Raw genomic sequence first — 21,395 nt, 5'->3', positions numbered from 1 at the left:
GCCATGATCACCACGCTGCGTCATTCGCAACCCGCCAACGGACGTGCCTCGCGCAAGCCCGTGCAACGGGGTGCGAGCCGCCTGGTGACGCCGCAGCCGCTGTCGCAGCGCCTGCCCAGGCCCAGCCTTGCCGGTCTGAAGCGTTTCGTCTGGCCAGTGCTGCTGGTCGGCCTGGCGGTCGGGCTGTACGAACTGGGCGAGCGCCTGCTGCCCTATGCCGACCGGCCGATCGCCAAGGTCAGCGTTCAGGGCGAGCTGGGTTACGTAAGCCGCGAGGCGGTTCAGCAGCGCATCGCGCCTTTCGTCGAGCAGAGCTTCTTCAAGGTTGATCTGAACGGCATGCGCCACCAACTCGAACAGATGCCATGGATTGCCCATGTCGAGGTTCGCCGCGTCTGGCCGGATCAGGTGATGGTGCATCTGGATGAGCAATTGCCGATTGCCCGTTGGGGGGGCGAAGCATTGCTTAACAATAAAGGCCAGGCTTTCTCGCCGGATGACCTGAGCCGATATGAACACTTGCCACATTTGTATGGTCCGAAGCGGGCCCAACAGCGGGTCATGCAGCAATACCAGATGCTCAGCCAAATGCTGCGCCCGCTGGGGTTCTCCATTTCCCGCCTCGAGCTGCGTGAACGTGGAAGCTGGTTCCTGACCACCAACCAGGGCATCGAGTTGTTGCTGGGGCGGGACCAGGTTGTAGAAAAAATGCGTCGCTTCACTGCCATCTATCAAAAGGCGCTGGAGCAGGAAAGCGAGAAGATCGCACGGATCGATCTGCGCTATGCGAACGGCCTGGCCGTTGCCTGGCATGAGCCGATCCCGACCGCGACGGATGCGACCGTCGCTGCGAAGAATTGAGGAATGAAACACATGTCGAGCGTGCAAAGCGGCAAGATGATCGTCGGCCTGGACATCGGCACCTCCAAGGTGGTGGCGCTGGTGGGTGAGGTGACCGCCGATGGCGAACTGGAAATCGTGGGGATCGGTACCCATCCTTCGCGCGGTTTGAAGAAGGGCGTGGTGGTCAACATCGAATCCACCGTGCAGTCGATCCAGCGCGCCATCGAAGAAGCCCAGCTGATGGCCGGCTGCCGCATCCATTCGGCCTTCGTCGGTCTGGCCGGCAACCACATCCGCAGCCTGAATTCCCACGGGATCGTGGCGATTCGCGACCGCGAAGTCAGCAGCGCCGATCTGGAGCGCGTGCTCGATGCGGCGCAAGCGGTGGCGATCCCCGCCGACCAGCGCGTGCTGCACACGCTGCCGCAGGACTACGTGATCGACAACCAGGAGGGCGTGCGCGAGCCGCTGGGCATGTCCGGTGTGCGCCTGGAGGCCAAGGTCCATGTGGTCACCTGCGCGGTGAACGCCGCGCAGAATGTCGAGAAGTGCGTGCGCCGCTGTGGCCTGGAAGTGGACGACATCATCCTTGAGCAGCTGGCCTCGGCCCATGCCGTGCTGACCGATGACGAGAAGGAACTGGGCGTCTGCCTGGTGGATATCGGTGGGGGCACCACCGACATCTGCATCTTCACCGAGGGTGCGATTCGCCATACGGCCGTCATCCCGATCGCCGGCGACCAGGTCACCAACGACATCGCCATGGCGTTGCGTACGCCGACCCAGTATGCCGAGGAGATCAAGATTCGTTATGCTTGCGCGTTGGCCAAGCTGGCCGGTGCGGGTGAGACCATCAAGGTTCCCAGCGTCGGCGACCGCCCTCCGCGTGAGCTTTCGCGGCAGGCCCTGGCAGAGGTGGTCGAGCCGCGTTACGACGAGCTCTTCACCCTGATCCAGGCCGAGCTGCGGCGTAGCGGATACGAGGATCTGGTCCCGGCCGGGATCGTTCTCACTGGCGGTACAGCGAAGATGGAAGGAGCCGTCGACCTGGCCGAGGAAATCTTTCACATGCCGGTGCGCCTGGGCGTGCCGCACAGCGTCAAGGGACTGACCGACGTAGTACGCAATCCAATTTATTCGACGGGCGTGGGCCTGCTGCTGTACGGACTGCACAAGCAGGCCGACGGCGTTCCCGTGCCTGGGCTCGGCAATTTCGCCGACGAATCAAAGGCGTCTGTTCTGGACCGGCTCAAGGGCTGGATCCAGGGCAATTTTTAAGCAGTGCGCTGTAAAACCAAAACTAGAAAGCTGGAAGGAGAGAGGGAAATGTTCGAACTCGTAGATCATACCCCGCAAAGTGCAGTCATCAAGGTCATCGGCGTTGGTGGTGGTGGCGGCAATGCCGTGAACCACATGGTTCGCAACAACGTCGAAGGCGTCGAATTCATCTGTGCCAACACCGATGCGCAGGCGCTGAAGAAAATCGAAGCGCGTACCGTGCTGCAGCTCGGCTCGGCCATCACCAAGGGCCTGGGCGCTGGCACCAACCCAGACATCGGCCGTCAGGCCGCGATGGAAGATCGTGAGCGCATCGCCGAAGTACTGGAAGGTGCGGACATGGTGTTCATCACCACCGGCATGGGTGGCGGTACCGGTACCGGTGCTGCGCCGATCATCGCCTCGGTCGCCAAGGAAATGGGCATCCTGACCGTCGCTGTGGTCACCCGTCCGTTCCCGTTCGAAGGCCGCCGTCGCATGCAGGTTGCCGACGAGGGCATCCGTGCGCTGTCCGAGTGCGTCGACTCGCTGATCACCATTCCCAACGAGAAGTTGCTGACCATCCTCGGCAAGGACGCGAGCCTGCTGGCCGCCTTTGCCAAGGCTGACGACGTGCTGACCGGCGCGGTGCGCGGCATCTCCGACATCATGCAGCGTCCGGGCCTGATGAACGTCGACTTCGCCGACGTGAAGACTGTCATGGGCGAAATGGGCATGGCCATGATGGGCACCGGTTGCTCCACCGGCCCGAACCGCGCGCGTGAAGCGACCGAAGCGGCCATCCGCAACCCGCTGCTGGAAGACGTCAACCTGCAGGGTGCACGTGGCATTCTGGTCAACATCACCGCCGGTCTGGACCTGTCGCTCGGCGAGTACGCCGCAGTGGGCGAGATCATCGAGGCCTTCGCTTCCGATGAAGCCACTGTCAAGGTTGGTGCCGTGATCGATCCGGACATGGCTGACGAGCTGCATGTCACCGTGGTCGCCACCGGCCTGGGTCCGCGCAACGAGAAGCCGGTCAAGGTCATCGACAATACCGTGCAGACCGTCGCCGCTGCCGCTCCGGCCCCGCGCCAGCAGGAGCAGGCTGCGGTGAACTACCGCGATCTGGAGCGCCCGACCGTCATGCGCAACCAGGCCCATGCGGCGGCCACCGCTGCCAAGCTGAATCCGCAGGAGGATCTGGATTATCTGGATATTCCGGCGTTCCTGCGTCGTCAGGCCGATTGATTGAAGTTATCAGGAGTATTGGTGTGATTGGTGTTCAGCAAAGTTGGCATCTGCTATTATCGCCGCCAATTGTTGAAAACTATTCGCAACTAGTGCTACAGCGAAGCAAAAGGCCATGATCAGACAACGCACCCTGAAGAACATCATTCGCGCCACCGGCGTCGGCTTGCATTCGGGAGAGAAGGTTTATCTCACCCTGAAACCGGCACCGGTGGACACCGGGATCGTGTTCTGTCGCACCGACCTCAACCCGCCTGTGGAGATTCCCGCGCGGGCCGAGAATGTTGGCGAAACCACCATGTCCACGACGCTGGTCAACGGTGACGTCAAGGTCGACACTGTGGAGCATCTGCTTTCGGCAATGGCCGGCCTGGGGATCGACAACGCCTACGTCGAACTCTCCGCGTCGGAAGTGCCGATCATGGACGGCAGCGCTGGGCCTTTCGTATTCCTGATTCAATCCGCCGGCCTGCAGGAGCAGGACGCCCACAAGAAGTTCATCCGCATCAAGCGTGAAGTGACGGTCGAGGAGGGCGACAAGCGCGCGACCTTCCTGCCTTTCGACGGCTTCAAGGTGAGCTTCGAGATCGATTTCGATCACCCGGTTTTCAAGGGTCGCACCCAGACTGCCAGTGTGGACTTCTCGAGCACTTCCTTCGTCAAGGAAGTCAGCCGTGCACGGACCTTCGGGTTCATGCGTGACATCGAGTTTCTCCGCTCGCACAACCTGGCTCTGGGCGGCAGCGTTGAGAACGCCATCGTGGTGGACGAAACCAGTGTGCTCAATGAAGACGGCCTGCGTTACGAGGACGAATTCGTGAAGCACAAGATTCTCGATGCCATCGGTGATCTGTACTTGCTGGGCACCAGTCTGATCGGCGAATTCCGCGGCTACAAATCCGGCCACGCGTTGAATAACCGCTTGCTGCGCACCCTGATGGAACAAAAGGATGCGTGGGAACTGGTGACCTTCGATGACCCGCAGACCGCACCGATCTCCTACATGCGTCCGGTGGCAGCCGGCTAAGCTGTACCTCTCTTCCTAGATTTAAGGCCACCCTCGGGTGGCCTTTTTTATGGTTCTTCGCGGACTCTGGGGGAAGAGCGAGTTGACAGTCAGGGAAGCAGGTAAATTGGCAGTCGCCAAACACACCCTTCACCTGTCCCTGCTGTCGCCGTGCATCCTATTGATCTTGCCTCGTTCTGGCCAGGCTATGACGCCGTTGCCTGCCGTTCATCCGCCAACAACTCCCTTCTGATTGAGCTCGAGCCTCAAGCCGGTTCAGTGCCCAAGTGCGGGCGTTGTGGTCAGCTCAGTCCGTTGATTCACGAGCGCCGAATTCGTCTGGTGCGCGATCGTGATCTGTTCGATCAGCGCGTCTTGCTTCAACTACCCGTGCGCCGAGTCGATTGCCTGAACTGTGGTCGGGTGACCGAGCGGATCGACTGGCTGGAGCCTGCATCTCGCCTGACCCGGCGGTTACAGGTCTGGCTCGAAAGCTTGCTGCGGCTGCTGCCGATCAGCCACGTCAGCCAGCTCACCGGCCTGCACTGGCACACCCTCAAGACGCTCGACAAGCGCCGCCTGCAAGCCGAGGTAGGCACCTTCTATTCAAGCGGTGTCCGCCGCCTGGTGATGGACGAGTTCGCCCTGCACAAGGGGCATCGCTATGCCACGGTCATCATGGACGCCGAGCGAACACGGGTGCTGTGGGTCGGCCACGGCAACAGCCGTGAGGCGATCCGCCCGTTCTTTGAATTGCTCGGCGAGCACTGCCAGCAGATTGAGGCGGTGGCCATGGACATGAACACGGCTTTCGACCTGGAGGTGAAGAAGCATTGCCCGCAGGCCGAAGTGGTGTACGACCTGTTTCACGTCGTCGCGCGCTACGGTCGGGATGTGATCGACCGAATCCGGGTCGACCAGGCCAACCTTCTGCGCGAAGACAAGCCGGCACGAAAGGCGGTCAAGCAGAGTCGTTGGCTGCTGCTGCGCAACCGCGACAACCTGAAGGACGGACAGGCCGTGCAGTTACAGGAGCTGCTTGCTGCCAACCAGCCGTTGGCTACGGTCTATGTGCTCAAGGATGCGCTGAAGGATGTTTGGTACGCCCCCAGCGTACGAGAGGGTTGGCGACGCTGGCGAACCTGGCTGCGACATGCTCGCGAGAGCGACCTCGCGCCGCTGCAACGCTTCGCTCGCAACCTGCGCAAATACGCGCGAGGCATCCTTGCCAGTGCTCACTTCCACATGCATACCAGCGTCCTTGAGGGTGTTAACAACCGCATCAAGGTAATCAAGCGCATGGCCTATGGATTCCGGGACTCGGAGTACTTCTTCCTGAAAATCAAGGCCGCCTTCCCCGGGAAAGCGCGATGAACCTTTTTTATTCCGTAGCAGAGCCGGCTGATTCCGGATCAGTTCATGCCGTCCAGCAGGCCGGCCAGGTCGTCGGCGTGCTCTTCTTCCTGCGCCAGGATGTCTTCGAAGATGCGCCGGGTGGTGGGGTCTTTGTCGCCGATGTACTGGACGATCTCGCGATAGCTGTCGATGGCGATGCGTTCGGCCACCAGGTTCTCGAAGACCATGTCGCGCAGGCCGTTGCCCTCGGCGTACTGCGCATGGGCGCGTTCGGTGAGGCTGTCGGGGTTGAAGTCGGGCTCGCCACCCAGCTGAACGATCCGCTCGGCCAGGCGATCGGCGTGTTCCTGCTCCTCATTGGCGTGCTCGAGGAACTCGGCGGCGGCGACGCTGGATTTCAGCCCGGTCGCCATGTAGTAGTGACGCTTGTAGCGCAGGTAGCAGACCAGCTCGGTGGCCAGCGCCTCGTTCAGCAGGTTGATCACCACCTCGCGGTCGGCGGAATAGCTCTCGGTGACCGCGCCGTTCTCGACGTGTTGACGGGCCCGCTCGCGCAGGCTCTGCTTGTCGCTCAGTTGTACGTAACTCATCGCCATCTCCTGGTCTGTGCACCGCTGTGCAGTGCTTCACGGTTCGCCAATTGAGATCGGGATGCTGGCGAAAAGTTTAGCCTGCGACCTGTTCCGGCGGCGGAGCCTCAGGTTCGGAGCGGCCAGGGTCAGGCTCGTCGATGGGCTCCGGCTGGCCCGGGTCCTCGCGTTTGGGATTGCTTGGCGACGGCTCGGGCGGCTGTTGGCTGGTCAGGATTGGCAGCATCAGCTGAGCGCCTTCAGCAGCTCGTCCTTGCGCATCTTCGAGCGGCCGCGAATGTCCCGCTCACGGGCCTTTTCCATCAGCTGGTCGCGGGTCATGTCGGCAAGGCTTGTGCTGGAGGAGCCGGAGCTGCGGGCCGAGCCATTGTTGGGTGACTTGCCCTTGCGCGTATCGGCGGCGCGATGGGCCGAGTCCTTGCGATCGGCACGCTTGGCCGTTTCGCTCTTGCCCTTGCCGGAGCCGCCCTTGCGTTCGCCGCCACCGGACTGCTTGTTGACGGTCGCCCAGGCACGTGCTTCGGCCTCTTTCTCCGAGACGCCACGCTTTTCGTAGCTTTCCTCGATATGTTCGGCCTTGCGCTGTTGCTTGTCGGTGTACTTGGATTTGTCTCCACGGGGCATGGTGAAACCTCCTCTGGCATCTACCACTGTGCTTTGACGTGAATGCGACCCTCAGCGACGCAGGTTGCGCTGGTTTTCCTCGAGCTGCTTGCAGGTCAGGAAACCTTGGCCATCCACCCGGCCGGCACTGTCGAAACTGACGTAATAGGGCTGCTGCTTGCCGTCCCGGTTGAGGATGTAGTCGTGACACAGGCCCGGTACCACGGTGCGTGCCGTGGCCCGGGACGGCTCACCGCCGATGCTGAGCACGCGTGCCTGCGTCATGCCGGTTTCCACGTCCCGTACCAGCGGCTCGTCGCGATAGGTGATTCGGTCGACGGGGTTCTGCACGTTGCCGGAGCAGCCGATCAACAGAGCCAGCGGAGCGATGAAAAAAAGGGTGCGCTTGAACATGTGAGATCCTCATGCCGGACGGTCATGCATTTATGGCCATCAGGCGGCTCGCAAGGTTCAACGTGGCAAAGCGCCGGCGGCTCGGCGGTCGTCTGGAGTGACACGCCAGATGACATCACCCACGTCATCGGCAACCAGCAGCGCGCCGTGCCGATCCACCGCGACGCCGACGGGCCGGCCCATGGCTTCGCCCGCAGCATTGACGAAGCCGCTCAGCACGTCTTCCGTCTGCCCGGCCGGCTTGCCATCGCGAAAGGGAATGAACACCACCTTGTAGCCGCTACGGGGCCTGCGGTTCCATGAGCCGTGCTGTCCAACGAATGCGCCGTGCAGGTAGCGTGATGGCAGCAGCCTGCCCTCGTAGAAGGCGAGCCCGAGGGAGGCGGTATGCGCGCCGAGCGCGTAGTCCGGGACGATGGCGCGTTCGACCAGATCCGGTCGCTGCGGTTTGACCCGAACATCGACATGCTGGCCGAAGTAGCTGTAGGGCCAGCCGTAGAAGCCGCCGTCCCGGACCGAGGTCATGTAGTCCGGTACCAGGTCACTGCCGATCTCGTCGCGCTCGTTGACGGTGGTCCAGAGGTCGCCGGTATCAGGGTGCCAGGCCAGGCCGTTGGGGTTGCGCAGGCCGGAGGCGAACACCCGCAGCGTGCCGGCCTGCGGATCGACCTCCAGTATCGCGGCGCGGTTGACCTCGGCGGCCATGCCGTTCTCCGCCACGTTGCTGTTGGAGCCGCTGGTAACGTATAGCCGCGAGCCATCCCGGCTGGCGATGACGTTCTTGGTCCAGTGATGGTTGATCGGCCCTGCCGGCAGGTCCACTACCTTTTGCGCGGGCGCTGTGATGCGGTCAGCACCCTGTTCGTAGGGGTAACGCAGCAGGGCATCGGTGTTGGCCACATAGAAGCTGTCGCCGATCAGCGCCATGCCAAACGGCGAATTTAGGTTCTCGAGGAAGGTGGTGCGCACTTCCGGCACGCCGTCACCGTCGCCGTCTCGCAGCAGGGTGATGCGATTGGCGCTTGGCCCGCCCGAGCCTGCACGCGCCATGAGCTTCTTCGCGATCCAACCGCGCAGGCCCTGGTTCTCCTGCTTCGGCGGGGCGTCGCTTTCGGCCACCAGTACATCCCCATTGGGAAGCACATACAGCCAGCGTGGATGGTCCAGGTCCGTGGCGAATGCCTCGACGCGCAGACCGGGCGCGGCCTGCGGCTTGGCGCCGGGTGGCCAGCCTCTGGCCGGGGCGATATGAACCGTGGGCAGCAGCGTCTTGTTCGGCGCGGGCAGGGCAGGTGTCGGGCCATAACCGCTTTCCACCGGCAGCTTGGCGGTTTCGCTGCAGCCGCCAAGGGCAAGCAGCGCGGCGAGAAGCAGCGTGACGATCCGTGTATGGCACAGCATGGAATGACCCTCGGATGGTTCGATCAGGGCGCGCGATTGGCGTCGCGCCGCTTGCGTGCTGCGCGCAGCGCCGTGTGACGCTCCAGCCGCGGCATCAGCACGAAGATGGCCAGGGCCAGCAGCGTACTCAGGACAGCGGTGGCTTCATGCCCCAGGCCAACGGCCACACCGATGGCTGCGGTAAGCCAGATTCCGGCAGCAGTGGTCAGGCCCTTCACATTCTCCACCGAGCTGCCCTTCAGAATAGTCCCTGCGCCAAGAAAGCCGATGCCGGTAACCAGGCCCTGGATCACCCGGGAAATGTCCTCGAGGCTCATGCCGGCCTGCACCGGCACCAGTACCAGCAGCGCCGCACCAAGGGCCACCAGCATATGCGTGCGCAATCCGGCCGCCTTGCGTTTGCGCTCGCGTTCATAGCCCAGCAAGCCGCCGAGAATCGTTGCGATTAGCAAGCGGCTGCTGACCCGCGTCGCATCCTCCAGGTCGGTGATATCGGAAAACTCCGCGGTCACGGTACTGGAGATGATCGCCCACCATTCCATGTCCTTCTCCATGCCAGGCTGGTCCAGATATGGAGTCGCGGCAGCGGCCGGGGGTTCGCTACTCCGTGACTCGGAAGCGCAGCATGCCGATCATCTGCCCGGCTTCGGTGACGACGCGAACGCGCCAGCGCCCCGCGGGCTGCGCAGGGAAGTTGCGCTTGTGCGTCCAGGCCCGGTAACCGGCTTCGCGACCGCCGCTGATGTCCAGTGCGATACGATCGACGCGCCGCCCGTTATGCGTCCACTCGTGGTAGATGCGCTCTTTCAGCCCGCGCGGTGCGTTGATCGCGGTATAGGCGTACAGCCCGTTGGCCTGCAGCTCGGCGCTGCTCAGCTCGCGCAGCCCTCTGCCGGGTTTGCGCTGACGGTCGTCGAGGCTCATGGTCACGGCGACATCCGTCAGCCAGAGCGTCGCCGGCGGAACCCAGGTCCGTCCCAACCAACCGGCGGCACCCAGCGCCACCGCCAGCAGCAGGACGCCCGGTATGGTGCGCCAGCCCAGACGCGGGAACAGGCCGCTGAGGCTGGGCAATGCCAGGAGCACGGCGACGCCCAGGGCGAGTTGGTAGCTTTGCGGGGTGGACAGGTGAAGGATGATCGGCAGGGCCGTGAGCAGTACCGCGAACAAGGTCAGCGCATGGAAGCCCAGATAGACCCAGCGGCGCGGCGCCAGCCACTTGTAGTACAGCGGGTCGATCAGCGAGACGAGCGCCGCTAGCCCCAGTAGCCCGGTGAACAGCGCCTGGCCGCTGTTCCAGGTGGTGGTTATGGCGAAGAACGGAATGATGAAGAACAGGCTTTCCTGATGAACCATCTGCGTGGCATAGCGCAGCAGCGGTTGCGGCACTTGCCAGCCGAACCAGCGCTGCAGGCTTCTGCGCAGGCTGGATTCGAGCACCAGCCAGAGCCAGCTGACCAGCATGACCAGCGCGACCACCTTGGCCAGCCCGGCGTGGCGTTCCACCAGCACGAAACTGGCGACGCCGGAGATGAATCCGAACAGCGCAACGGTGCCGGGATAGCGTCGGATCAGATTGCTGCCCAGCTCGAACAGGCGCGACAGCAGTGGCTTGAGTTGCATGTTGAGGCGGTCCGGCTACGGGCAGTGGTACGGCCTACGAGTATCGAGCAGTGAGCGGCAGAAGCAAGGCTGCCGTGCACTGGGCATCGGCGGTGACGTGATGCCTGCCGGCTAGCCTGGAGCTCCCGTGTGGGGCACCAGGCGAATGGGCGGCGCTCAGTGGTCGGCCTGCGGAACCTGCTGCGCTACGTCGGTCTGCTCCGGCATCGCGGACGAGTGGTGGCTGGTGATCAGCCATTGCCCGGCATCCGCAAACCACTTGTAGGTGAAGGTGTAACGCGCAGGGACAGTGGCCCCGTCGGCGAAATGGAAGCTATACAGGCCGGTGTCGAGCGCGCTGTTGCAGTCGATCATGACCATGCGCGAGACGATCTCGCCCTTCGGCTTGAGCGCCAGGAAGTGCTGGAAGTAGTCCAGCTTGGCCTCAGGCGTTTGCCGTGGGGTGTTGGATACCGTGGGGAGAAGCATCGAATCGTGAGCATAGTTTTCCACGACCCGTTGCGGATCGCCCGTTTGCACGTCGGCATTCCAACGGTCGAACAGGGCGGCGACCTGGGCCTCGTCGATAGGCTGGCAGGCCTGTTCGTTCGCCAGGGTCGCAACAGGGGAAAGGGCAAATAGCAGGGGCAGGGCGTATTTCATCGTGTCACTCGTAACCGGTGGGTGAATTGCGGAGCGGCGCCGCAGCGGTACTGCACGGTGTGCAGGGGATGTGACCTCGTCGCCTTCCGCTTATTCGCGGCCGGTGGTCGATTGCCCGATTGCCGCCTCGACGGCTTCGCGAACGAGGGTGTAGGCGTGCACCTTGTCCGGTGCCAGCCGAACCTGCGGCAGACCAACCGTTTCGCAGAGACGGTCCATGAAATCCTGCTCGGCTTCGGGTTCGTCCAGATTGATCACGCAAACGGGCTGCAGGTCCGTCTTCGTGCACAGGAGGAAATCGAAGCGCGCCGCTGCGATGCGGTTGCTGGCCTGGTACCAATAGGCGCGCCGGGGGATGGCCGTGACTTCGATGACATCGGCGACGCTCACCTTGGGGAGCACCAGGTAGCGCTCGCCGAACGTGCCTTGCAAGTGCTCCAGCAGTTCGCGCTCGGCAGAAGCGAACAGAGGCACCTTGAGTCGATAGGGGTATTGCAGCGCCGGGTGGTTGAGTTGGCGATTCTTGATGAAGAACACCAGCACGAAGCAAACGAACGCTACCAGCGTCAATGCCAGCCAGCTCATTGGGTTGCCTCCGTCATCGGTCTTTGATCGAAGCGTTGTTGCTCTGATTGTGAGCCCAGGCCGGCTAAATGGTTCGCTCGTTTATCCACTACAGCTGTGAGTGTTGTTGTGGATAACCGCTGGACTTCGGTCGCTACGCCTTATGGGACTAAGGCGTGGCGGCTCTGGTCAGCTTTTGATCAGTTAGCCTTGGAGCGCCCGGACCAGTCCGCGGGAAGAAATATGTTTGCGCCGGTGGTGCTGCGCAGACGGTTATCCCCGACTACTGTGGACGTGGCTGTGGATAACGTGGGGGAGGCGTGCTGCAGGCCACCAGCGGTGCGGCGTGCAGCACGCAGAGCAAAAATTGATCAGCTGTGTCGGGTCATTGGGGCGCGGTCTTCGCCCAGCGACTGTGGGCGGGCGGCTGCCAGGCTTCAAGCAGGCTGATCAGGCTCTGCGGCTGATCGCTGCGTTGCAGCATCTCGCGGTGCTGCGCGCGGACGAAGCCCTCTTCAACCAGATGATCGAGGAAGTGGCTGAGCTTGCTGTAGAAGTGATTGACGTCCAGCAGGCCGAGTGGCTTGGGGTGATAGCCCAGCTGGCCCCACGTCCAGACTTCGAACAGTTCTTCCAGCGTACCCAGCCCACCGGGCAGGGCAATGAAGGCGTCCGCCAGCTCCGCCATGCGCGCCTTGCGCGCATGCATGCCGTCGACCACTTCCAATCGGGTGAGGCCGGTGTGGCCGACTTCGGCGTCCTTCAGGCTCTGAGGAATGATGCCAATGACCTCGCCACCGGCGGCCATGGTGGCATCCGCCACCACGCCCATCAGGCCTACGGCGCCGCCCCCGTAGACGAGGCGAATACCGTTGGCGGCCAGGGTGCGACCGAGATCCTGGGCGGCTTGTTCATAAACGGGATTGGTACCGCGGCTGGCGCCGCAGAAAACGCAGATGGAACGCAGGGACATCGGCTACTCCGCTGGTTGGGCTGGCAGCGAAGGTTACGCCGCCACGCCTCACCGGCCAAGGGAGGCAATGTCCCTGGACTGAGCGCCGGCTTATCGCGCTCGCTCAGCACCCGGCGGCAGCCGAGGCGTAATTAGCGAACAGACGCTCGAACAGGCTATGGCTGGACATGATGGGCTCCCTCGTCGTTGATAGCCCCATGCTACGGCCGATGCCGCGGCGCTGCCGTTAGTTTCTGAACATCGCCTCGATAGCGCCGCGCCTATGAGTCGTTGTGTCGTTGTCCCCGAATTGTGTGCGCCACTCTGTGGATAACCTTGGGAAGACTGCCCGCAAGCGAAGCGCCGTGGGGAGTGGCGAACCTTGTATGTTTTTTGTTCAGCTGCCAATCGTGCGGCGGCAGGCCGCATCCCAGAAGGGTTGACGGGCATGCGTCGGGATTGCAGCAGTCAGACTGCCGAGGATAGTGACTGCCCTATTTATCCACGAAAGCTGTGGAAAACTCTGTGAGTTGTTTGGGCAAAGACTTCTGCAAGCAGCCAATGGCGCGGCCGGCCGGGTGTTGCGCGAAATCCGCCCAGGCTCTGCGAATGGGCAAGGGTCATCCCCGGCCCTTATGCCGCGGCATTCATTTCTGGCCGCTTGCTTGTGGGGACGCCGAGGCCTGTTCAACACTCCGGTCCCTGAATCTCATCCAACAAGAATCGCTGAGGGAGTTCGCATATGACTGATGCCATCCGCTTCGAAGACAAGGTCGTGATCGTGACCGGGGCCGGCGGCGGGCTGGGGCGTGCCCATGCCCTGTTGTTCGCCCGCCACGGCGCCAGAGTGGTGGTCAACGACCTGGGTGGCAGCACCCAGGGCGAGGGCGCGAACAGTTCCGCAGCCGACCGGGTGGTGGAGGAGATTCGCCAGGCCGGTGGCCAGGCGGTTGCCAATCATGACTCGGTGACCGACGGCGCGCGCATCGTTCAGCAGGCGCTGGACACCTACGGGCGCATCGATGTGGTGGTCAACAACGCGGGCATCCTGCGCGACAAGACCTTTCACAAGATGGAAGACGCCGACTGGGACCTGGTCTACCGCGTGCACGTCGAGGGCTCCTACAAGGTGACCCGCGCCGCCTGGCCGCACATGCGTGAACAAGGCTTTGGCCGGGTGATCTTCACTGCCTCGACCTCCGGCATCTACGGCAACTTCGGCCAGTCCAACTACGGTATGGCCAAGCTTGGCCTGTACGGGCTGACACGTACCCTGGCGCTGGAAGGGCGCAAGAACAACGTACTGGTCAATGCCATCGCCCCCACGGGCGGCACGCGGATGACCGAGGGGCTGATCCCGCCGCAGGTGTTCGAGCAGTTGAAGCCGGAGCTGGTCAGCCCGCTGGTCGTCTACCTGGGAAGCGAGCAATGCCAGGACACCGGCGGGCTGTTCGAAGTGGGCGGCGGCTGGATGGGCAAGGTGCGCTGGGAGCGCAGTCTCGGCGTAGGCTTCGACCCCAAGGCCGGGTTCGATGCCGAGGACGTCGCGGCGCAGTGGCAGCAGATCTGCAATTTCGAAAATGCTGCGCATCCGGCCGACAACATCGAGGCGCTGAAGGAGATGATGGCCAACCTGCAGAAGCATGCCGGCTGACACCTCCTGCCGCTTGGCGCTCCGCCGGCATGGCCGCCGGAGCGTTCACACCGGAGCCGGATCCGGTTCCGGTCGCAACAGGCGCAGCGCCTTTTCCCGCGCCTGGGTGAGATTGCGTACGTAGAGCAGATGCCCCTGCAGGCGATGGATGCCGGCACGGCGCAGCTTCAGCCGAACCTGCGCACTGCTGCCACTGAGAATGAGGGTGACGCCCAGGCGGCGGTAATCCACCAGCACGTTCTCCAGCGATGCCAGGGCCGTCATGTCCAGCATTGGCACCGCGCTGATGTCGACGATCACTACCTTGACCTCGGGGTTGAAGCGCCGCAGCGCTCCCAGAGCCTTTTCCGCGGCGCCAAAGAACAGCGGCCCGCGGATCGCATAGGTGGCCACATGCTCGGGCATGTCTTGGAGGATGCGCCGCTGCTCCCGGGAAAGGGCGGTGGTGTCGGTCAGCTCGCTCATGCGCTTGATGAACAACCCGGCCGCCAGCAGCAGCCCGACGCCTACCGCCAACACCATGTCGAACAGCACGGTGAGGATCAGGCAGGTCAGCAGCACCAGCACGTCGCTGCGCGGGGCGATGCGCAACACGTGCATCACGTGCGGTGCTTCGCTCATGTTCCAGGCCACCATCACCAGCAACGCCGCCAGTGCTGCCATTGGCAGATAGCTGAACAGCGGCGCCAGCCAGAGAATTGCGACCAGCACCACACCGGCGTGGATCATCGAGGCCAGTGGCGAAAACGCGCCGGCCCTGACATTGGTCGCGCTGCGGGCGATGGCGGCGGTCGCGGTGATGCCACCGAACAGTGGCGCGACCAGATTGCCCAGCCCCTGGCCGATCAGCTCGCCGTTGGGCTCGTGGCTGCTGCCGGTCATGCCATCGGCGACGACGGCGCAGAGTAGCGATTCGATGGCGCCGAGCATGGCAATGGCGAAAGCCGGTGCCAGCAGCTGGCGGAACAGTTCGTAGCTCAGCTCTAGCGGCTGGCCGTCCGGACCGGGCAACAGCCACGGCCAGGCAAAATCCGGCAGGAACGGCGGAATGCCCGGGTGTGTGACGCCATCCAGGGTGTAGCTGAAGCGTTCACCAAGGGTTGCGACCGACAGCCCTGAAGACTCCAGCAGTGCCCCTGCTGCCGCCCCGACCGTCAGCGCTACCAGATGTCCCGGGATCTTGGGTACCCAGCGTGGCCAGACGATCAGCACTGTGAGGCAGATCACGGCCACCAGGGCGTCACCCAGATGCGCGCTGGGCAACGAGCGCAAAAGCAGGCCGACCTGCTCGACATAGTGCTGCGGTTGCTCGTAGAGGGTCAGGCCGAACAGGTCCTTGATCTGCAAGGTGGCGATGACGATGCCGATGCCCGCGGTAAAACCGAGGGTCACGGGGTAGGGGATAAAGGCGATCAGGCGGCCGGCGCGCAGCAGGCCGAGGGTGATCAGGATCAGGCCGGCGAGCATGGTGCACAGCAGCAGTCCGCCCAGGCCGAACTGCTGGGTGATCGGTAACAGAATCACCACGAACGCCGCCGTCGGCCCGGAAACGTTGAAGCGTGAGCCCCCGGTCAGGGCGATCAGCGGAGCCGCCACGAGTACCGTGTACAACCCGTGCTGGGGCGCCACGCCGACCGCGATGGCCAGTGCCATGGCCAGGGGGATGGCGATGATGCCAACGGTCAATCCGGCGCTGATGTCGCCGCGCAATGCGCGGGCTCCGTAACCCAGGTGCAAGGCCTGCCGCCATGCCGCGAACAGAGGGGGTAACTTCATGCCTGGAACGCTCCTTGTAGGCGAAGGCGCCATTATAGGCGCCAGACACCGCTTGTTATTTGTGCCGAACAATCGCCTGTGATCGCGACCAGGCGATGTACGACCTTGGTCGCAAGCGGTCCTGGCGCGTTGAGTGAGCCGCCTGCGAGGAGTAAACTGCCGCCCCCGTGAGACCCCGTGGACCGGAGGCGGCATGCGTAAAGACAAGAAGCAGGTGATTGGCGACGAGATCGGGGATGAGTCGATCAAGCTGTTTCTGCAGCCTGAACCGGCTGACGACACCCCACCTTCGTTGCACAAGCTGATCAAGGCCTACCGCGGCCTTCGCATCGATGACTTCGAGCGCTTTCTCGGCTTCTTCGTGGCTGCCGGCTACGATCTCGACGCCAGGAACAGCAAAGGGCAGAGCTTTGTCGATCTGATCGCCGATCAGCGCCAGGCCGCGCCCTATATCGAGCTGATCGAGGCCCGGCGCGGCTGAACTGCGGGTCGCCATTTCGTATCGAACGCATCGGATTCAATCGGCAGCGCGCGTACTGCGAGCCGCGCGCTGTGATCGAACTCGGCAACATGATTCGCAATCGTTTTCCTCGCAGCGTCCACCGTCGAGCACCGGGCCAGGCCCGCTCCGGAGGGATCGCAGCGAGAGGGAGGAGGCCAAAAGCCGACCTTCCGAAGCTGGCAGGCAGCCTGTGGTTGCCTGTTCTCGGGCACATGTTCCCGAGCAGCGGTCCAGGCACATGCTCCGTTCCTGACCGTCTGGCTGGTGGGTTTTACGGGGCCGCGTACTGCGGTCACGACAGTTTAATGCTGTGATTCTGGAGAACGCGTTGATGACGCAACACGATAGCGAAGCAGTGGATATGGTGCTGGTGGGAGCCGGCATCATGAGTGCGACCCTGGCGGTACTGCTCAAGGAACTCGATCCCAATATCAAGCTGGAAATCGTCGAGCTGCAGGAATCCGGAGCCATCGAAAGCTCCAACCCGTGGAACAACGCCGGTACCGGCCACGCGGGCCTTTGCGAGCTGAACTACACCCCTGACAGCAAAGACGGCACGATCGACATCAAGAAGGCCGTGCTGATCAACACCCAGTTCGAAGTCTCGAAGCAGTTCTGGGCCTACCTGGCCGACCGCGAAGGCTTCGGCTCCCCGCGCGATTTCATCAATCCTGTTCCGCACCTGAGCTTCGTGCGCGGCAGCAAGAACATCGACTATCTCAAGCGCCGCTTCGACGCGCTGAAGACGCATCACGCCTTCGCCGACATGGAGTACAGCGAGGATCGCGCGACCCTCGCCGAGTGGATGCCGCTGATGATGCCGGGCCGTGATCCGAGCGAGCCGATCGCCGCGACGCGCGCCATGAACGGCACCGACGTCAACTTCGGTGCGGTGACCAGCCAGCTGCTCGGTTACCTGGCGCGCAGTGGCGGGGTCAAGGTTTCCTACAACCAGAAGGTCACCGGTCTCGACCGTACCGCCAGCGGCTGGAAGGTCGACATCAAGAACACCCGCACCGGTGGCTCGCGTCAGGTGCAAGCCGGATTCGTGTTCCTCGGCGCTGGCGGTGCCGCGCTGCCGCTGCTGCAGATGTCCGGCATCGAGGAGGGCAAGGGCTTCGGTGGTTTCCCGGTCAGTGGTCAGTGGCTGCGCTGCGACAACCAGGAAATCGTCAAGCAGCACCAGGCCAAGGTCTACAGCCTGGCCGCGGTGGGCGCACCGCCGATGTCGGTGCCGCACCTCGATACCCGCGTGGTCGATGGCAAGAAGTCTCTGCTGTTCGGCCCCTACGCCGGTTTCACCACCAAGTTCCTCAAGCGCGGTTCGTTCATGGACCTGCCGCTGTCGATTCGCCCGAGCAACATTGGCCCGATGATGGCCGTCGCTCGCGACAACATGGACCTGACCCGCTACCTGATCAAGGAAGTGATGCAGTCCATGGAGGATCGCCTGGAAACGCTGCGCGGCTTCTATCCCGAGGCCAAGGCCGAAGACTGGCGCCTGGAGATTGCCGGCCAGCGCGTGCAGATCATCAAGAAGGACCCGAAGAAGGGCGGCATTCTGCAGTTCGGCACCGAACTGGTCGCAGCGAAGGACGGCACCATCGCCGCGCTGCTCGGCGCATCGCCGGGTGCTTCGGTGACTGTGTCCATCATGCTCGATCTGCTCGAGCGCTGCTTCCCCGAGCAGTACCGCTCGCAGGCCTGGTCGAGCAAGCTGCAGGAAATGTTCCCGGCGCGCGAAGCCACGCTGCAGAACGACGCGGCAGCCTATCGTGAGATCAGCCAGATGGCGGACAAGCGCCTCGGCCTGACCTACTGATCAGCTGCGCTGAAGCGAAAAAGCCCCGTACCGAACGTACGGGGCTTTTTTGTGCCTCCGGTTTTACCTGCGCATCACGCCGCGCGCAGGCTCTCGGCGGGAAGCGGCTGGCCAATCCAGCTCAGGCGAACTTCCTCCACCTCGACCCAGGCGGCGCCTGCGGGCTTGCAGGCACTGCTGAGCAGCATGCGGCACCGGCCATGTTCATCCAGCAGCGCGAAGTGGCGAGCGGGGCGGCGGCGCAACAGGGAAATCAGCTGTCGCATGATGGTTTGCACTCATGGTGATTGGCGTCTCGTCGTTATCGCAAAGCCCTGTGACAACTGCGTGAAAAGGAACGCGGCAGTGGCGCCGCCGGTCTGAATCGCATCACTGTCGGCGCGTCGTGCCGGTGGGTATACTGCGCCGCATTCATCGCCCCTAACCCTGGAGAAAACAGCATGCTGCAACGCCTGTTGTTCGGTCTTGTCACCGTTCTTGGAATGAGTCTGGTCGGTTGTGCCCACAGCCCGCAGCAGCTCGACCCGAACCCCAAACTCAACGGCACCATCAATCCCGTTGGCCAGGGGCAGCCCGTGGTCGTACGGGTGGTCGATGCGCGCCCATCGCCGACCCTCGGCACCCGTGGCGGCCTGTATCCGGAAACCAGCGCGGTGATCGTGCCGAGTGCCAAGGTCATCCCCAAGCTGCAGGCCCAGACCGAAGCCGCCGTGCGACTGCTCGGTTTCACGCCATCACCGAACGCCTATAACGCGCCGCAGCTGACGCTGACCTTGGCCGAGCTGAAGTATCAGTCGCCGAAAGAGGGGCTGTACGTAACCGAGGCGAATATCGGCGCAACGCTCAAGATCGAGGTGCAGAACGCCGGCAAGCGCTACAACGGCCGCTATGGTGCATCGTTGAACCAGCGCTTCGGCATGGCGCCAAACGAGCAGACCAACACCAAGCTGGTCAGCGATGTGCTGAGCGATGCGCTGACCCGGGTATTCCGCGACGACAATATCGGCCGCCTGCTGGCCCAGTAAGCCGGCCCGCGATACCACGTACGTGCTGCACCCGAACCCCGCCACGGCTGTCCGTGGCGGGGTTTCTTTTTGCCCCTGCCATAACGACGACGCCCCGCACGAGGCGGGGCGTCGGTGGCGAGCAGGCTGTCAGCGCACGCCAGAGTTGCGCAGGGCTGCCGGGGTGTACTGGTTGGAGTTGGCCTTGTAGTTGTAGGTGTAGGGGTTCTTCTCTTCGTTCTTCATGCCCATGACCAGATAGCGGCCGGAAATGAGGTCGTAGAGGGTCTCCATGGAGTACAGCGGAACCTGCACATTGTAGAAGTGCAGGCCGTGGGCTTCGGCCACGCGCCAGAGCTGATTGCGACCGTCGTAATGATCGACCACTGCAGCCTGCCAGGTGTCCTCGTCGATGAAGAAGTGGCGCTTGGCATAGATATGGCGCTCACCCGTCTTCAGGGTCGCTTCCACTTCCCACACGCGGTGCAGCTCGTAGCGGGTCAGATCCTGGTTGATGTGGCCGGGCTTGATGATGTCGCTGTACTTGAGCTGCGGCGAATCCAGGCGATAGGCGTTGTACGGGATGTACAGCTCCTTCTTGCCGATCAGCTTCCAGTCGTAGCGGTCCGGCGCGCCGTTGAACATGTCCAGGTTATCGGAGGTACGCAGGCCGTCCGCTGCGGTGCCCGGGCCGTCATAGGCGACCTGCGGGGCGCGGCGCACGCGGCGCTGGCCGGCGTTGTAGATCCACGCCATGCGCGGTTCCTTCACCTGGTCCAGGGTTTCGTGCACCAGCAGCACGTTGCCGGCAAGGCGGGAGGGTTCGGTGACCTGCTGCTTGAAATAGAACAGCACGTTGCCATGCTTCTCCGGCTTGTAGTCGGTGAGGGTGTCGGTGTAGACCACCTCGTCGACGAACTTCACCAGGCTGAAGTTGCCGTTCACCTGCGGCGTGGCTTGGGCGACGACGCGACGCGCCGAGCCGCCACGGTAGCGGGTGATGTGGTTCCAGATGACTTCCAGACCGTCCTTGGGAATCGGGAAGGCGATGGCCTTCTCGAAGTTCTCCAGGCCGTTGCCGCCGCGAACCAGCTGGGTCTGCGTGGCGTTGCGGGCCGCCGCGTCGTAGACGTGCTGCGGCATGGCGGCGCTGCGACGGGTCTCGTACACCGGCAGCCGGTAGCTGTCCGGGTAACGCTTGAACATGGCGATCTGGCCGGGCGTGAGGTTGGCCTTGTACTGCTCGTAGTTCTGCGCGGTGATGGTGAACTTCGGCTTGTCACCGGCATAGGGATCGCCGACGAAGCCATCGGGCGAAACCGGAGCGGCATCCTGCGCCAGACCGCCGGTCCAGGCGGGAATGGTGCCTGCCGCATTACCAGCCTTCTCTGCGCCGACCGGGGTCAGTTCGCTGCCCAGGCGTGCCGCCTCGGACTGGGATACCGCGGCCATGGCGCTGCTGGCCAGCAGCGAAAGGGTTAACGCTCCGGTTGTGAACATTGTTGTTTTCATTATTTCGTCCTGTGGTTCTGAATACTGATTCCCCGTGGCGCAGCCGAAGCGGCGCCAAGTGATCGGCGTAGCGATGTGTGCCGGCAGCGGCTCCGGGTGATGCCGTGGATGTCGCTGTCGACCCCCGCACACGCTCTATTTCGCCGTTTCGAGGTATGCCGAGGGTGAAGGTGGGGCCGGTCATAAGTCAAGGCCGACCGGTGAAGATGGCGTCATAATCCGGGGTGATGATGGTGCCGGCGCGCGCCATTTCGTCGGTTTTGCCGGGGAAGGAAGGGCTGCACAGGTAAACTGGGCGGCTGTCCGGCGTCGGCCGGTCGACATGTAATCGAGGAATCCCGATGCTGTTTCATGCGCAGACCGAGCTGATCCTGGCTCCGGCGTTGCTTCTCAATGTACTAGCGCTGGTATGCGCGCTATGCGGCGGATGGCTGCTGGCGGCGACCCAGTGGCGGGCCGCACGGGCCGGTTCGCGCGGTCAGGCCGCGGTCGGTTCGTCGGTGCTGCTGACCCGCGCGGCTGCAACCGCGCGGGTCAACCTGGCCTTCTACCGTTTCGGTGCAGGCGGGCTGGCGCTCGCCCTCGGCCTGTCCATGGCCTCGCGGATGCTCTGAGCGGACTGT

Annotated in this window: 22 protein-coding genes; 10 read left to right on the top strand and 12 right to left on the bottom strand. The window is 63.4% G+C overall.

Going from position 1 to position 21,395, the window contains the following annotated elements; genetic code table 11:
* The first annotated feature begins 3 nt into the window (after nucleotides 1–3).
* From VF716_RS17660 to VF716_RS17640, 5 genes are all read left to right on the top strand, one after another.
* Nucleotides 4–861, top strand: coding sequence for a cell division protein FtsQ/DivIB (locus VF716_RS17660; protein ID WP_125872876.1), 858 nt, complete (start codon nucleotides 4–6; stop codon nucleotides 859–861).
* Between the two features lie 12 nt (nucleotides 862–873).
* Complete coding sequence (gene ftsA / locus VF716_RS17655) at nucleotides 874–2,121, top strand: cell division protein FtsA (RefSeq protein ID WP_063544519.1); 1,248 nt, start codon at nucleotides 874–876, stop codon at nucleotides 2,119–2,121.
* Between the two features lie 48 nt (nucleotides 2,122–2,169).
* On the top strand, nucleotides 2,170–3,351 hold the full coding sequence (gene ftsZ, locus VF716_RS17650; protein ID WP_125872877.1) for a cell division protein FtsZ: 1,182 nt from the start codon (nucleotides 2,170–2,172) through the stop codon (nucleotides 3,349–3,351).
* Nucleotides 3,352–3,466: 115 nt separating this feature from the next.
* Nucleotides 3,467–4,378, top strand: a complete 912-nt coding sequence (gene lpxC / locus VF716_RS17645) for a UDP-3-O-acyl-N-acetylglucosamine deacetylase (protein WP_003302766.1) — start codon at nucleotides 3,467–3,469, stop codon at nucleotides 4,376–4,378.
* Between the two features lie 150 nt (nucleotides 4,379–4,528).
* Nucleotides 4,529–5,731 (top strand): ISL3 family transposase, encoded by a 1,203-nt coding sequence (locus VF716_RS17640; protein WP_003282047.1) that lies wholly within the window; start codon nucleotides 4,529–4,531, stop codon nucleotides 5,729–5,731.
* Between the two features lie 38 nt (nucleotides 5,732–5,769).
* Here the strand turns inward: VF716_RS17640 and VF716_RS17635 are convergent, their stop codons facing one another.
* From VF716_RS17635 to VF716_RS17595, 9 genes are all read right to left on the bottom strand, one after another.
* Complete coding sequence (locus VF716_RS17635) at nucleotides 5,770–6,303, bottom strand: ferritin-like domain-containing protein (protein ID WP_011912275.1); 534 nt, start codon at nucleotides 6,301–6,303, stop codon at nucleotides 5,770–5,772.
* 225 nt (nucleotides 6,304–6,528) lie between these two features.
* Nucleotides 6,529–6,927 (bottom strand): Rho termination factor N-terminal domain-containing protein, encoded by a 399-nt coding sequence (locus VF716_RS17630; protein WP_125873188.1) that lies wholly within the window; start codon nucleotides 6,925–6,927, stop codon nucleotides 6,529–6,531.
* A 51-nt stretch (nucleotides 6,928–6,978) separates the two neighbouring features.
* Nucleotides 6,979–7,320, bottom strand: a complete 342-nt coding sequence (osmE, locus tag VF716_RS17625; RefSeq protein WP_014595977.1) for an osmotically-inducible lipoprotein OsmE — start codon at nucleotides 7,318–7,320, stop codon at nucleotides 6,979–6,981.
* Between the two features lie 57 nt (nucleotides 7,321–7,377).
* The gene (locus VF716_RS17620; RefSeq protein WP_125871383.1) at nucleotides 7,378–8,721 is read right to left on the bottom strand and encodes a PQQ-dependent sugar dehydrogenase; all 1,344 of its coding nucleotides are present in this window, start codon (nucleotides 8,719–8,721) and stop codon (nucleotides 7,378–7,380) included.
* 23 nt (nucleotides 8,722–8,744) lie between these two features.
* Nucleotides 8,745–9,263: an MgtC/SapB family protein gene (locus VF716_RS17615; RefSeq protein WP_108241552.1), complete on the bottom strand. Its 519-nt coding sequence runs from the start codon at nucleotides 9,261–9,263 to the stop codon at nucleotides 8,745–8,747.
* Nucleotides 9,264–9,321: 58 nt separating this feature from the next.
* A complete protein-coding gene (locus VF716_RS17610) occupies nucleotides 9,322–10,344 on the bottom strand; it encodes a DUF5924 family protein (RefSeq protein WP_013981974.1) in 1,023 nt (340 codons plus the stop codon).
* 156 nt (nucleotides 10,345–10,500) lie between these two features.
* Complete coding sequence (locus VF716_RS17605; protein WP_079328460.1) at nucleotides 10,501–10,986, bottom strand: SgcJ/EcaC family oxidoreductase; 486 nt, start codon at nucleotides 10,984–10,986, stop codon at nucleotides 10,501–10,503.
* A gap of 90 nt (nucleotides 10,987–11,076) precedes the next feature.
* Nucleotides 11,077–11,571, bottom strand: a complete 495-nt coding sequence (locus VF716_RS17600) for a DUF2726 domain-containing protein (RefSeq protein WP_011912282.1) — start codon at nucleotides 11,569–11,571, stop codon at nucleotides 11,077–11,079.
* Between the two features lie 364 nt (nucleotides 11,572–11,935).
* Nucleotides 11,936–12,523 (bottom strand): TIGR00730 family Rossman fold protein, encoded by a 588-nt coding sequence (locus tag VF716_RS17595; RefSeq protein ID WP_013981976.1) that lies wholly within the window; start codon nucleotides 12,521–12,523, stop codon nucleotides 11,936–11,938.
* A 721-nt stretch (nucleotides 12,524–13,244) separates the two neighbouring features.
* Here VF716_RS17595 and VF716_RS17590 point away from each other — a divergent pair.
* Entirely contained in the window at nucleotides 13,245–14,156 is a 912-nt protein-coding gene (locus VF716_RS17590; RefSeq protein WP_011912284.1) for an SDR family oxidoreductase, read from the top strand.
* A gap of 45 nt (nucleotides 14,157–14,201) precedes the next feature.
* Here VF716_RS17590 and dauA read toward each other — a convergent pair whose 3' ends face one another.
* Nucleotides 14,202–15,932, bottom strand: coding sequence for a C4-dicarboxylic acid transporter DauA (dauA, locus tag VF716_RS17585; protein WP_125873189.1), 1,731 nt, complete (start codon nucleotides 15,930–15,932; stop codon nucleotides 14,202–14,204).
* Nucleotides 15,933–16,125: 193 nt separating this feature from the next.
* Here dauA and VF716_RS17580 point away from each other — a divergent pair, with 193 nt between their 5' ends.
* Both VF716_RS17580 and mqo read left to right on the top strand, forming a co-directional pair.
* The gene (locus VF716_RS17580; RefSeq protein WP_011912286.1) at nucleotides 16,126–16,413 is read left to right on the top strand and encodes a PA4642 family protein; all 288 of its coding nucleotides are present in this window, start codon (nucleotides 16,126–16,128) and stop codon (nucleotides 16,411–16,413) included.
* A gap of 331 nt (nucleotides 16,414–16,744) precedes the next feature.
* A complete protein-coding gene (gene mqo, locus VF716_RS17575; RefSeq protein WP_125873190.1) occupies nucleotides 16,745–18,256 on the top strand; it encodes a malate dehydrogenase (quinone) in 1,512 nt (503 codons plus the stop codon).
* A 74-nt stretch (nucleotides 18,257–18,330) separates the two neighbouring features.
* Here the strand turns inward: mqo and VF716_RS17570 are convergent, their stop codons facing one another.
* Nucleotides 18,331–18,522 carry a hypothetical protein gene (locus VF716_RS17570; RefSeq protein ID WP_013981980.1) on the bottom strand — a complete coding sequence of 64 codons (192 nt, stop codon included), beginning with the start codon at nucleotides 18,520–18,522 and terminating at the stop codon, nucleotides 18,331–18,333.
* A 174-nt stretch (nucleotides 18,523–18,696) separates the two neighbouring features.
* On the opposite strand from VF716_RS17570, the gene VF716_RS17565 reads away from it, so the two are divergent.
* Entirely contained in the window at nucleotides 18,697–19,281 is a 585-nt protein-coding gene (locus VF716_RS17565; protein WP_011912289.1) for a YajG family lipoprotein, read from the top strand.
* A gap of 129 nt (nucleotides 19,282–19,410) precedes the next feature.
* Here VF716_RS17565 and VF716_RS17560 read toward each other — a convergent pair whose 3' ends face one another.
* Nucleotides 19,411–20,760 (bottom strand): DUF1329 domain-containing protein, encoded by a 1,350-nt coding sequence (locus VF716_RS17560; protein ID WP_017244389.1) that lies wholly within the window; start codon nucleotides 20,758–20,760, stop codon nucleotides 19,411–19,413.
* Between the two features lie 353 nt (nucleotides 20,761–21,113).
* On the opposite strand from VF716_RS17560, the gene VF716_RS17555 reads away from it, so the two are divergent.
* Entirely contained in the window at nucleotides 21,114–21,386 is a 273-nt protein-coding gene (locus tag VF716_RS17555) for a hypothetical protein (RefSeq protein WP_011912291.1), read from the top strand.
* Nucleotides 21,387–21,395: the final 9 nt, after the last annotated feature.

The organism is Stutzerimonas sp. Brlt_14, assembly GCF_051948915.1.
In the GTDB taxonomy this organism is placed as follows: domain Bacteria; phylum Pseudomonadota; class Gammaproteobacteria; order Pseudomonadales; family Pseudomonadaceae; genus Stutzerimonas; species Stutzerimonas stutzeri.
Note: the sequence above shows the minus strand (reverse complement) of the source record. Positions and strands in the feature narration are given on the sequence as shown.